The sequence below is a fragment of the Rhodospirillales bacterium genome (genome assembly GCA_018666775.1).
In the GTDB taxonomy this organism is placed as follows: domain Bacteria; phylum Pseudomonadota; class Alphaproteobacteria; order SMXQ01; family SMXQ01; genus JABIXC01.
The window spans coordinates 206,651-219,358 of the sequence record JABIXC010000010.1 but is presented as its reverse complement, the minus strand read 5'-3'; the positions used below and the strand labels follow the sequence as shown (position 1 = coordinate 219,358).

The following is a 12,708-nucleotide window of genomic DNA, read 5'->3' as shown; positions in this document are numbered from 1 at the left end:
GTTTATTTTCCCGGTGTATAGGCCAGATTGGAGGCCAGCCAGCGCTCAACTTGTTCGGTGCTGACATCACGGCGGTTTGCGTAGTCTTCGACTTGGTCGCGGCCGATTTTACCTAGGCCAAAATAGCGCGCGTCCGGGTGGCCGATGTAATAGCCAGACACGCTGGCGGCGGGCTGCATGGCGAAGCTTTCGGTCAATGCCATGCCGGTGTTTTGGCGGGCTGATAACAATTCGAACAGGGCTGGCTTTTCCGAATGATCCGGGCAGGCGGGATAGCCCGGAGCAGGGCGAAGGCCTGCGTATTTTTCGGCAATCAAATCATCATTCATCAGCGCTTCTTGTGCGCCATAACCCCAGTATTCAACGCGCAGGCGTTGATGCATGCGTTCGGCAAAGGCTTCGGCCAAACGATCGGCCAGCGCCTTCAACAAGATTGATTGGTAATCATCCCCCGCTGCCTCAAACGCTTTGGCCCGCGTCGCACAGCCAAGCCCTGCCGTAACAGCAAAGCCACCCATGTAATCCTTTATCCCGGTTTCCTTAGGTGCCACGAAATCAGCGAGGCACACATTTTGGCCCCGGGTCTTTTTCATCTGCTGGCGCAGGAAATGCACCGGTTCCATAACGGCTTTCCGGGTATCATCGGTATAGAGTTCGACATCATCGCCGACGGCGTTGGCCGGCCACAAACCGATCACGCCCCGGGCAATCAGCCACCGTTCATCGATAATTTTTTTCAGCATTGCTTGCGCATCATCAAACAGGCTGCGCGCGGCCTTACCTTGTTTGGCATCTTCTAAAATGGCCGGATAACGGCCTTTCAGTTCCCAGGTTTGGAAAAAGGGCGTCCAGTCGATAAATTCTGCGATTTCGGCCAGATCATAATCGTTAAACGCCTGAATGCCGGTCAGGGCCGGGGTTGGTGGCGCATACCCATCCCAATCAATTTTAACGCCATTGGCCCGGGCATCTTCAATAGTGTGCAGCCGGGCTGTGTCATCGCCGGATTCGAACGCCACCCGCACATCGTTATAATCATCGGCCACTTCTTTTACGAAAGCGCTGGCCTGGGTATCAGACACCAGTTTTTGGGCAACCCCAACGGCGCGCGATGCATCCAGAACATGGACCACAGGCCCTGAATAATTGGGCGCAATTTTTACAGCTGTATGCACCTTTGATGTTGTGGCCCCGCCGATCAAAAGCGGCAGGGTTAATTTCCTGCGCTCCATTTCCGCAGCGATCACGGTCATTTCTTCCAACGACGGCGTGATCAGACCTGAAAGCCCGATCATATTGGCTTCGTGTTTGGCTGCGGCTTCCAAAATGGTGTCATAGGGCACCATGACGCCCAGATCGATGACTTCGAAATTGTTGCATTGCAACACAACGCCAACGATGTTCTTGCCAATATCGTGAACATCGCCCTTAACCGTGGCCATGATCACCCGGCCCTTCGGCCCACGCTTGCCCGCCGCTTTTTCGTCTTCGATAAAGGGGATCAAATGGGCCACGGCCTGTTTCATGACCCGGGCAGATTTCACCACCTGGGGCAAAAACATCTGGCCTGATCCAAACAAATCGCCCACCACGTTCATGCCATCCATCAACGGGCCTTCGATCACTTCAATGGAAAAATTGGCCTCAAGGCGGGCTTCTTCGGTGTCTTCGACAATGTATTCGGTGATGCCCTTGACCAATCCATGGGTCAGCCGTTCGCCCACCGGGGCTTCGCGCCACGACAGGTCTTCAACTTTTTCCTTACGTTCGCCGCGCACATGGTCGGCCACTTCCAGCAATCGGTCGGTGGAATCTTCGCGACGATTGAGCACCACGTCTTCGACGCGTTCGCGCAAATCTTGCTGAATATCGGCATAGATGGCCAATTGGCCCGCATTGACGATGCCCATATCCATGCCTGCCTTCACCGCGTGATACAAAAATACCGCGTGCATGGCTTCACGAACGGGATCATTACCCCGGAACGAAAAGGACAGGTTCGATACCCCGCCCGAAATATGGGCATGGGGTAAATCGGCCTTAATGGTGCGGATGGCTTCGATAAAGTCCACGCCATAATTATTGTGTTCTTCGATCCCGGTGGCGACGGCAAAAACATTGGGATCAAAGATGATGTCTTCGGGCGGGAAATCGACGGTTTCGGTCAAAATCTTGTAGGCCCGGGCACAGATGTTGATTTTTCGTTCCAGACTATCGGCCTGGCCCTGTTCATCAAAGGCCATGACCACCACGGCGGCACCGAAGCGTCGAACTTCGCGGGCTTGATTGATAAAAATTTCTTCGCCTTCTTTCAGGCTAATGGAATTCACCACGCCCTTTCCCTGCAGGCATTTAAGCCCGGCAATCACCACGGGCCAGCGCGACGAATCCACCATGACCGGCACCCGCGCAATGTCTGGTTCTGCTGCCACCAAATGCAGAAAACGCACCATGCATTCTTCGGCATCCAGCATGGCGTCATCCATGTTGACGTCAATCACCTGGGCGCCGTTGTTCACCTGTTCACGGGCAATTTTCAAAGACGCATCAAAATCGCCTTCGCGGATCAGTTTGGCAAACCGGGCAGAACCCGCAACATTGGTGCGCTCACCTATATTGACAAACAGGGCGCCACTGCCAATTTCATCCTCAGAAGAGTTGCCCCCAATTGTCAGAGGCTCCATCCCTGAAAGACGACACGCAGGCGTTATTTCCGGGACGGGACGGGGGATTACCCCGTCAACCTGATCGGCAATTTCGCGAATATGTTCCGGTGTGGTGCCACAACACCCACCAACGATGTTGATGATGCCATCACGGGCAAACCCGCCGATCTGGAATCCCATCATTTCTGGCGTTTCATCATAGGTGCCAAAGGCATTGGGCAGGCCCGCATTGGGATGAACCGAAATGGGCACCCCAGCCACCCGCGACAAGGTATGGATATGGGCGCGTAGGCCCTCTGCACCCAAAGAACAATTGAACCCCACCGACAGGGGCCGCACATGGGAAACGGCATTCCAAAAGGCTTCGGGGGTTTGGCCCGATAACGTGCGCCCGGATGCATCCGTGATGGTGCCCGATATCATCACCGGCGGCATTTCACCGGTTTCATCGGCGCGCGCCATCAAGGCATATATCGCTGCCTTTGCATTCAAAGTATCGAACGAGGTCTCGATCATGATGATGTCGGCCCCGCCTGCCAACAACCCATCAAGGGCGAGGCGATAATCCTTGGCCAAATCATCAAAGGAAATGTTGCGAAAGCCCGGATCATTCACATCGGGAGACATGGTGGCCGTGCGGTTGGTTGGCCCCAACACACCGACCACAAAACGGGGCTTTTCCGGGGTTTTTTTGGTCCATATATCTGCCGCAAACCGCGCAAGAATGGCACCCTGTTCATTCAATTCATGGACAAAATTCTGGGTCCGATAATCGGCCTGGGAAATGGTAGTGGAATTGAAGGTGTTGGTTTCAATCAGATCAGCGCCCGCTTCCAGAAACGATTCGTGGATATCGGCAATGATATCGGGGCGGCTCAGGTTCAAAAGATCGTTATTGCCCTTCAGATCACAGGTCCAGTCCCTGAAACGGTCGCCAGAGAAATCCTCTTCGTTCAATTTCCGGTTCTGGATCATGGTGCCCATGGCCCCATCGAGCACTAAAATGCGCTCTGCCATGATCGCTTCAAGGCGCGCGCGAATGTCGTTATCCATTACGCGCCCTCTCCAACACTGGGTCGAAGCCCCAGAATGTGACAAATGGCATAGGCAAGATCAGCGCGGTTCAGGGTATAAAAATGAAACTCCTGCACCCCGCCTGCGGCCAGTGCCCGGCATTGTTCAGCCGCCAGCGTCGCTGCCACCAGTTTGCGGGTTTCGGTATCTTCATCCAGGCCTTCAAACAATTGCGCCATCCAATCGGGTATTGATGCACCACACATCTTTGAAAATTTCTGCACTTGGGCAAAATTTGTGACCGGCAAGATGCCCGGGATAATCGGCACGCTGATGCCTGCTGCGCGAACGCGATCCAGAAACCGAAAGTAAGTATCAGGATCGAAGAAAAACTGGGTAATGGCGCGGTTGGCTCCGGCATCAATTTTGCGCTTTAAATTATCAATATCGGCTTCCGGGCTAACTGCTGTGGGATGCGATTCAGGATAAGCCGCAACGGAAATATCGAAATCCCCAACACTTTTCAGCCCCGAAACCAGTTCTTCGGCATAGGCAAACCCGCCCACATGGGGAACATAGGCTTGATCGCCATCAAGCGGATCACCCCGAAGGGCCACAATATGGCGCACACCGGCGTCCCAATATTCACGGGCCACCTCTAATACTTCTTCGCGTGATGCGCCCACGCAGGTTAAATGTGCCGCAGGGGTGAGTGCCGTTTCTTTCAAAATGCGCACCACCGTTGCATGGGTGCGTTCCCGTGTTGTGCCCCCGGCACCATAAGTTACGGAAACAAACCGGGGACCAAGGGGTGCCAAACGCCCGATTGAATCCCAAAGGGCTGCTTCCATTTTTTCGGTCTTTGGCGGAAAAAATTCGAATGAAACCGCGATATCGCCCGTGATATTTCCACTGGCCCCTGCATCAAAAAATGGTGCTCTCATCATGATCCTGCTCCCGCTGCCTTTTGGGAAAGCCAGATTTTTACCGTCAAGGGCTCTCCGGCAAGAGAGACCGGGGCCTGAGGCTCAAGGCCCGCAGCAACACACCAATCAGAAACTTCGTCATCTTTGAACCCAAGACGGCGGTGGGCATGATCGATGCGCAGCGTTTCTTCGCTGTGGGGGGCAAAATCAATGATCACCAGAGAGCCACCGGGCTTAAGAACCCTGGATGCCTCAGCGATGACCACCCCGGGCTGGTCGGCGTAATGCAACACCTGATGGATGGTCACCAGATCAAACTGGCGGCCATCAGCGGACAAGCCATACATGTCGCCATGACGAACCTGACAATTAACGAGCTTTGCACGTTCCAGATTGGCCCGGGCCACGTTTAACATGTCGCTTGAGAAATCAATGCCGAGCCCGTCTTTTGCGCGCGGCCCCAGCAATTCCAGCATGCACCCGGTGCCGGTCCCGATATCCAGGAACGACCCAATCGGGGCATCGCCCAAAACTTTAAGCACGGCGGCGTCGACCATTGAATCATCGGCATGTAATTTACGTAATGCATCCCACTGGGCAGCATTTTTACTAAAATAAGCTTGGGCTTCTTTGGCCCGGTCCTGCTGAATGTCGGAAAACCGCTCCATATCCCGGGTAAACGCGAGATCATCCATCGGCAACATATCAACAATTTTACGGGCAAGTTTAGCCCGGTCTGTTTCCCGCGCCAGACGATAAAAAGCCCATGTGCCTTCGCGGAATCGTTCCAAAAGCCCCGCATCGACCAAAAGTTTGAGGTGTCTGGAAACACGCGGCTGGCTCTGGCCCAAAATCTGGGTCAATTCCGTCACCGTTAATTCGCCACTGGCACACAGCACCAGCAACCGAAGTCGGGTCGGCTCAGCCGCTGCCCGAAGACTTGTCAGAAATTCATCAAAACCAACCATCACGTTTTCCATTCTTTGCGCGCAACCCACATCATCTCAGTAAATTGCCCCCCAAAACGGCGGGGCGGTGTGGATGCGGCAACATATCCTATATGTATATATTAATAAATATATTATTATGTATGAAGAAATTGTAAAAAAATGACGAATATTTGGGGGTAATCACAGATTTTTTGCCCCAAATAACGACCCCCTGCAAAGAACAAAACCTATAATTTAGATGCATTTTTGGATATGCGTAAAAAATTAAAAAGCCATATTTTTACGTCCAATTTAAGAAAAACTTTACATGACGGAGCAATCATAGCGGTTCAATTCAAGCCCCCTTCCATGCTTGCCAAAATTGGGGTAACTATCTAAGACCCGTGTATTTTTTTGTGTAACTTGTTTGGTGATCAATCTATTATATGGTTAACTACGGCACGATTTTGGGCCGCGTTTATCGGAAAGACATGATGTTTGCTTTTTCTTCATTAGGGTTAAGTGCCCTGCCACGGTTTGTGGCTGGTTTGACCATCGTCATGGGTGGCTTCCTTTTGCAGGGGTGTGCCACCCCGCCAAGTGACCCAGCTGCGCGGGCTGAATTTGAAAATGACAACGACCCATTGGAACCCTTTAACCGGGCAATGTTCCAATTCAACCTTCAGGTTGACGGCATGTTCTTCAAACCTGCGGCAACCGTTTACCGTGAAGTTTTACCCGAACCTGTCCAGAAGGGCGTCAACAATTTCCTTTCCAATTTGCGCTCTCCCGTGGTTTTGGCAAACGACCTTTTACAAGGTGAAATGGACCGCGCGGGCAATACCACGGGTCGGTTTGTGATCAACACCACGGTTGGTATTCTAGGCGTCTTCGATGCTGCCACGTCTATGGGCATGGAACGCCATTCTGAAGATTTTGGGCAGACCTTTGCCAAATGGGGTGTCAGCGACGGGATGTATCTGGTTCTGCCATTTTTCGGCCCCAGCAATCCCCGCGATGCGGCTGGTCTAGTCACCGAATATTTCCTAGATCCTGTTAACATCTGGGCACGCAATGAAAATGCCGATGGCTGGATCACGGCTCGGGCAATGACCACCGGGATCGATTTTCGGGCACGAAATATGGAAACCCTGGACGAGCTGAAACGGACCTCGATTGATTACTACACCGCTATTCGCAGCCTGTACCGTCAACGCCGGACCAATGAAATCCTGAATGGGGCGCCAACCTCTGCCCAACCCGTGCCTGGCATTTCATACCAACCGCGCAACAATAAACTCGACAACAAATCTGCAAGCGCAGAGTAAGCCGTCTAAAGCCTTCAGATGGGATGTTTTGCGATGAATTTTGCATGCTCACAAATTACTGGACTGAGCCGGATGGCCGGACCCAATCGGGCCACCCGCTTCTTTTCTGTCCTTGCGGTAGCGCTAATGTTGGCAACCCCAACGGTCGCACAGTCACGCAGTGGTGCCAGAGATTTTGTCCAGAATTTGAGCGACACCGTTATCAAGGATCTGGCCTCAAGAAAGATCAGCGATGGCGAACGTGTAATACGCTTGCGCCAGTTGTTAACACGATCCTTTGATATCCCTGCAGTCGCCAAGTTCGTTCTTGGCGTTTATTGGCGTCGAACCAACGACAAACAATTCAACGAATTTCTCAAACTCTATGAAATTTATGTTGCCCATAATTATGCTGGGTTGTTCAAGAAATACAGTGGGCAAACAGTGGATGTCCTTCGGGTCGTCCCGGTAAATGACGACCTGACCGTCGTCTATGGCCGCATCAATCAGGTCTCAGGGCCGGCCATCAGCATGGAAATGCGTATTCGTAAAAAAACCAGCGAATACAAAGCATTGGATTTAAAAATTGAAGGCATCAGCATGCCACTGACCCATCGCAAACAATTTGCATCAGTCATCAATCAGCGCCGAAAAGGCGTTCAGGGCCTCATCGAAGCCCTGCGCAAAGCCACCAACCGGTTCGAAGCAGAAACACCCTCTCAATAAACGGGCCCAGTAAACGAGCTGGTCAATTCCGGGCGAGGGGCTTGTATTTGATGCGATGGGGGTGATCAGCGGCAGCGCCAAGGCGCCGATGACGGTCTGCTTCATAATCAGCGTAATTGCCCTGAAACCATTCCACATGACTGTCGCCTTCAAAGGCCAAGATATGCGTGGCAATCCGGTCCAGAAACCACCGGTCATGGCTGACAACAACAGCGCTTCCGGGAAAATCCAGCAAGGCTTCTTCTAATGCCCGCAATGTATCCACGTCCAGGTCATTGGTGGGTTCATCAAGAAGTATAAAATTGGCCCCAGATTTCAGCATCTTTGCCAAATGCACCCTGTTGCGTTCACCCCCCGATAACTGGCCAACTTTTTTCTGCTGGTTGGGGCCCCTGAAATTAAATGCCCCAACATACGCACGCGACGGCATGTGATGTTTGCCAAGAATGACTTCATCTTCGCCATCCGAAATTTCTTCCCAAACGGTTTTGCCATCCTCCAGCGAATCACGAGACTGATCCACAAAGCCAAGCTTCACTGTTTCACCAAGGCGCAAGCTGCCCTGATCGGGCTCTTGGGCACCGGTAATCATTTGCATCAAGGTACTTTTGCCAGCCCCATTGGGACCGATAACGCCAACAATGCCCCCTGGGGGCAATTGAAAATCAAGTCCATCAATTAAAAGTTTTGCACCATGGGCTTTGGTCAAGCCTTTGGCTTCGACCACCACAGTCCCAAGACGCGGGCCAGGCGGGATTAAAATCTGGGCATTCCCAACGGTCCGGGTTTCTGCATCTGCTACCAGGCGGTCATAAGAAGCAAGCCGGGCCTTTGACTTTGTCCGACGGGCCTCTGGACTTGCCTGAATCCATTCCAGTTCACGGGCAACGACCTTGGCCTGAGCGGCATCTTCGCGGGCTTCTTGGGAAAGCCGCTTTTCCTTGGCTATCAACCATGCAGAATAATTGCCTTCAAACGGGATCGCACGGCCCCGGTCCAATTCCAAAATCCACCCCGCCACGTTATCCAGAAAATACCGGTCATGGGTCACGGCAACCACCGTGCCTTCATAATCAGCAAGGAAGTGTTCCAGCCAGGCAACGGATTCTGCATCCAGATGGTTGGTCGGTTCATCAAGAAGAAGAAGATCAGGGCGACTTAGCAATAACCGGCAAAGTGCCACCCTGCGCTTTTCCCCCCCGGACAAGGTTGTCACATCCCCATCAGACGGCGGACAGCGCAGCGCATCCATGGCGATTTCCACCTGACGTTCCAGTTCCCAGCCGTCTGCGGCATCAATTTTTTCCTGCAATTCACCCTGTTCGGCCAAAAGGGCCGTCATTTCATCATCGGTCATTTCCTCGGCAAAGCGCGCACTGACGGCTTCAAACCGATCCATGATTTCCTTGATTTCACCAAGCCCCTCCAGGACATTGCCGATCACATCCTTGGCTGGGTCCAGTTCCGGTTCTTGGGGCAGGTAGCCGATCTTGGCACCGTCCGCTGCACGGGCTTCACCTGAAAATTCGGTGTCCAGCCCCGCCATGATCCGCAAAACTGTGGACTTGCCAGTACCATTGGTACCAAGCACCCCGATTTTTGCTCCCGGCAAAAAGGCCAGGGTCACATCCTTCACAGTTTCCCGCTGGCCTGGATAGGCCTTGGTCATGTTCTGCATGGTGTAGATGTATTTTATATTTTCTAACATACTGATTTAGCACCGTTAATTTAGAGGGTCACAGGGTGTCGCCACCAAATAGCATATTGCCACCAAAAATTCAGTGTGTTTCTAGAACGCCCCTTAGAAAGATTAGCTGTGCTTTGCTACTCTGGATGGTTAACTGGTCCTATAAAAATAGAAACACCGCTACAGGTGGATACAGGGGGAAACATGAGCGAACAAAAATCACCAAAAGAGGCGAGCGAAAACTGGGTCAGCGCATCAACCATCCGTGCCCAACTGGTTCTGGAAATGGCCGCTGGCATGGTGGCGATCGAAGATCAGCCCATGCGCCAAGTCAATATCCAGATACGTGAAAAAGATGCAAATACCTGGCCCGTTTCGCTGTTTGGCAACAGCACAATGGAAGGCCTGAATGCGGTCATTGATGGCACGGCAACCCTTTCCATGATTAATCCGGCCGCCATCTTAACCATGGCCCATCGGGGGACTGGCATTTTTACGGCCCCCCAACCCGTTCGCATGATCGGTGTCATCCCGTCTTTTGATCAACTGGTATTCGCCGTTAATTCAGATTCAGGGATCACTAATCTGGAAGATATTGGTGCCAAAAAATATCCCCTGCGCATGTTGCTGCGCGATCCACCCAACCATTGCATTCACATAATGGTCGAGCACATTCTGGCCGCCGCCGGCTTTTCAATTGATGACATCAAATCATGGGGTGGCAATGTCGATTATGCTGTGCGCCCCGGAAAACCCCGGTTTGGTGCCATTGAAGCCGGCACGGCCGATGCCATCTTTGATGAGGCAGTGCAGGAATGGGTTGAAGATGCCATTGATGCAGGCATGAACATCCTGTCGCTTCGGGAAGAAACCGTTGTGAAGCTAGAAGCCATTGGGTACCGCCGTGGGATTATCAGCAAAAGCCTATATCCCAAATTACCTCACGATATTCTCACCATTGATTTCAGTGGTTGGCCGATCTATGTCTTGGAAAAAACCCCCGATGATCTGGTACACACCATTTGCAAAGCCCTGGATGCCCGACGGGACCTTATCCCCTGGCAAGGCGAAGGTGCGCTGCCGGTAGCACGCATGTGCAGGGATGCCCCAGATACGCCGCTGGATGTGCCGCTGCATGATGCGGCTGAAGCCTATTGGCGTGAATGCGGTTATCTGGACTAGGGCACAAAAGGAAACCGGCCCGCAAAATTTGCGGACCGGTTTAGAAGGAAAAAAATAATAATTCAGAATGTACCAGATATTCAGTAGAGAAATTGCCCGCCCGAAGTTTGACCTTCGGGCGGGTAAAACCGGCCTTATGCAGCGCCAATTTTGCTCATGAACTGATCAATTTCAGATGAAAGCTGGTTGCCCTGTTTGGCGAGTTCCGAAGAAGCATTCAGAAGATCTTCTGATGCCTTTCCGGTCTCCTGGGCGGCTTCGGTAACACCAGCAATATTGGAGGAGACCTCCTGGGTGCCTTTCGAAGCTTCCTGGGTGTTGCGGGCAATTTCCTGCGTTGCAGCACCCTGCTCTTCAACCGCCGCCGCAATGGCACCAGCGATTTCATTGATCTGTTCAATGGTAGAGGTAATGCCCCCAATGGCGGAGACCGCTTCCTGGGTTACCGTCTGCATTGAATTGATCTGAGCAGCGATTTCTTCAGTCGCCTGGGCCGTCTGGGTGGCCAGGCTCTTGACTTCAGAAGCCACAACCGCAAAGCCTTTACCTGCATCACCGGCACGGGCCGCTTCGATGGTTGCGTTCAGGGCCAACAAGTTGGTCTGAGCCGCAATATCGTTGATGAGGTTCACAACTTCACCGATCTTTTGTGCCGCTTCGGCGAGACCCTGGACCGTTTCGTTGGTCTTTTGGGTTTCTTCAACTGCCTGGCGGGCAATGTTGGCAGACTGGGAGACCTGTTCCCCGATCTCGTTGATCGAAGCGGACAGTTCTTCCGCAGAAGATGCCACAGTCTGGACATTGGTTGTTGCCTGTTCAGAGGCAGCCGCCACAGCACCAGCCTGCTGGTTGGTTTCTTCTGCCGTTGCCGACATGGATTCAGCAGTGGATTTCAGTTCGGTCGCTGATGCAGCAACTGCATCAGTCACTTCACGAACGCGAATGCCCATGCCGATCTGTTCACTGATCACATCCCAACAAACCATCGGCCCAAGATACTTGCCACTTTCATCACGGACTGCTGAAACTTCCAATTTCAGAGTTTCATCGCCGAGTTTGATATTGGCTTCATGGGGCAGGTTATCAGGGTTGCCAAGCAGCTGACGCTGATGGGCAGGATTTTTATGGAAGATATCCACACATTTGCCTGCAACTTCTTCCGCACTACACGGCAACAGGCTTTCAACCTGCTTGAGCGTATTTTTAGAAGTCTGGTTCAGGTAGTTAATGGTGAAGTCTTCTGGATCCAGGGTCATCACATTGATCGGCATCTGATCAACCATGCTCAACAGGCGCTTGGTATCAGCTTCGGACTTGATCTTGGCTGTGACAATATCCCAGCTGAGCATCGGCCCAAGGTATTTGCCTGACTTATCGGTGATCGCCGTGACCGTCAGGTCCAAATATTCTCCGGCAAATTCGATAATCGTCTGATGGGGCAAATTAGCAGGATCGGCCAACAGACGACGCTGATGGGCCGGGTCCTTGTGGAAGATATCAATACAGGTGCCAACCAATTCATCGGTCTTGACCGGCATGACATGTTCCAGGGTCTTGATCGTATCCAGTGTCGCCTGGTTGGCATAATCTATCTTGAAGGTTTCAAGATCAGCCGTCATGACATTCATGGGCATCTGCTCAATCATGTTCAAAAGACGAGACGTTTCAAAATCGGCCTTCACCTGTTCGGTAACAATGGACCAGGTGAGCATGGGGCCAATATATTTGCCCGAAGCGTCATAAATAGCTGTGACCAAAAGATCCAGAATTTCATCTGCCACAGTGATCTGCGCTTTATGGGGCAGATTGGCGGGATCAGACAGCAGCTTGCGCTGATGGGCCGGGTTTTTGTGGAAAATATCAACACAGGTTCCAACCAGTTGATCAGCCTTGACGGGAAGAACGGCTTCCAGTGTTTTCGCTGTGTCCAAGGTTGATTGGTTCACATAGTTGATCTTGAATTCCACGAGATCACACGTCATCACATTGATGGGCATTTGATCGACCATCTGGCGGAATGCCGCGGTCTCCAATTCTCCTGAAGTGCTGACCTCAGAGGGGCCAACTTTCTTTTTAAGTGCCGAAAACATTATTTTTTCCTTCCTAGTGGGCCTTTTAGGGGCCCTATGGGTCTCCAAAGGTAAAATCAAGGCTGTCCCCCAGCCTCTGCATTTTTTGACCTTTGCATTCATTTAATAGCGTTATGCGAATGAGTGGCATTTCGCTGGCAGGCTAGTGTTACGCAAATTTCGTATCTACTTTGTCTAAAAT

Annotated in this window: 8 protein-coding genes; 3 read left to right on the top strand and 5 right to left on the bottom strand. The window is 52.2% G+C overall.

All coding sequences use genetic code 11. The annotated features are described in order from the left end of the window. Positions 1 to 2: 2 nt before the first annotated feature. Genes metH through HOJ08_06170 form a run of 3 tightly spaced genes read right to left on the bottom strand, consistent with a single transcriptional unit; the run spans position 3 to position 5,574 of the window. A complete protein-coding gene (gene metH / locus HOJ08_06180) occupies positions 3 to 3,719 on the bottom strand; it encodes a methionine synthase (protein MBT5673021.1) in 3,717 nt (1,238 codons plus the stop codon). After that, entirely contained in the window at positions 3,719 to 4,624 is a 906-nt protein-coding gene (metF, locus tag HOJ08_06175; protein ID MBT5673020.1) for a methylenetetrahydrofolate reductase, read from the bottom strand. Before metF ends, metH begins: the two co-directional genes overlap by 1 nt. Next, entirely contained in the window at positions 4,624 to 5,574 is a 951-nt protein-coding gene (locus tag HOJ08_06170; protein MBT5673019.1) for a metalloregulator ArsR/SmtB family transcription factor, read from the bottom strand. The genes metF and HOJ08_06170 overlap by 1 nt, the downstream gene beginning before the upstream one ends. Positions 5,575 to 6,029: 455 nt before the next feature. Between HOJ08_06170 and HOJ08_06165 the strand changes: the two genes are divergently transcribed. After that, positions 6,030 to 6,863: a VacJ family lipoprotein gene (locus HOJ08_06165; protein MBT5673018.1), complete on the top strand. Its 834-nt coding sequence runs from the start codon at positions 6,030 to 6,032 to the stop codon at positions 6,861 to 6,863. A 72-nt stretch (positions 6,864 to 6,935) separates the two neighbouring features. Continuing rightward, positions 6,936 to 7,568, top strand: coding sequence for an ABC transporter substrate-binding protein (locus tag HOJ08_06160; protein MBT5673017.1), 633 nt, complete (start codon positions 6,936 to 6,938; stop codon positions 7,566 to 7,568). A gap of 22 nt (positions 7,569 to 7,590) precedes the next feature. Here the strand turns inward: HOJ08_06160 and ettA are convergent, their stop codons facing one another. After that, positions 7,591 to 9,276 (bottom strand): energy-dependent translational throttle protein EttA, encoded by a 1,686-nt coding sequence (gene ettA, locus HOJ08_06155; GenBank protein MBT5673016.1) that lies wholly within the window; start codon positions 9,274 to 9,276, stop codon positions 7,591 to 7,593. Positions 9,277 to 9,459: 183 nt separating this feature from the next. Between ettA and HOJ08_06150 the strand changes: the two genes are divergently transcribed. Further along, a complete protein-coding gene (locus HOJ08_06150) occupies positions 9,460 to 10,437 on the top strand; it encodes a hypothetical protein (GenBank protein ID MBT5673015.1) in 978 nt (325 codons plus the stop codon). A 134-nt stretch (positions 10,438 to 10,571) separates the two neighbouring features. Here the strand turns inward: HOJ08_06150 and HOJ08_06145 are convergent, their stop codons facing one another. Next, entirely contained in the window at positions 10,572 to 12,527 is a 1,956-nt protein-coding gene (locus HOJ08_06145; protein MBT5673014.1) for a methyl-accepting chemotaxis protein, read from the bottom strand. Between the last annotated feature and the right edge of the window lie 181 nt (positions 12,528 to 12,708).

Coding starts and splice junctions, on each gene's coding strand:
- HOJ08_06170 (MBT5673019.1), bottom strand. CDS start 5,574: ATGGTTGGTTTTGATGAATTTCTGACAAGTCTTCGGGCAGCGGCTGAG.
- HOJ08_06160 (MBT5673017.1), top strand. CDS start 6,936: ATGGCCGGACCCAATCGGGCCACCCGCTTCTTTTCTGTCCTTGCGGTA.
- HOJ08_06145 (MBT5673014.1), bottom strand. CDS start 12,527: ATGTTTTCGGCACTTAAAAAGAAAGTTGGCCCCTCTGAGGTCAGCACT.
- ettA (MBT5673016.1), bottom strand. CDS start 9,276: ATGTTAGAAAATATAAAATACATCTACACCATGCAGAACATGACCAAG.
- metF (MBT5673020.1), bottom strand. CDS start 4,624: ATGAGAGCACCATTTTTTGATGCAGGGGCCAGTGGAAATATCACGGGC.
- HOJ08_06150 (MBT5673015.1), top strand. CDS start 9,460: ATGAGCGAACAAAAATCACCAAAAGAGGCGAGCGAAAACTGGGTCAGC.
- metH (MBT5673021.1), bottom strand. CDS start 3,719: ATGGATAACGACATTCGCGCGCGCCTTGAAGCGATCATGGCAGAGCGC.
- HOJ08_06165 (MBT5673018.1), top strand. CDS start 6,030: ATGTTTGCTTTTTCTTCATTAGGGTTAAGTGCCCTGCCACGGTTTGTG.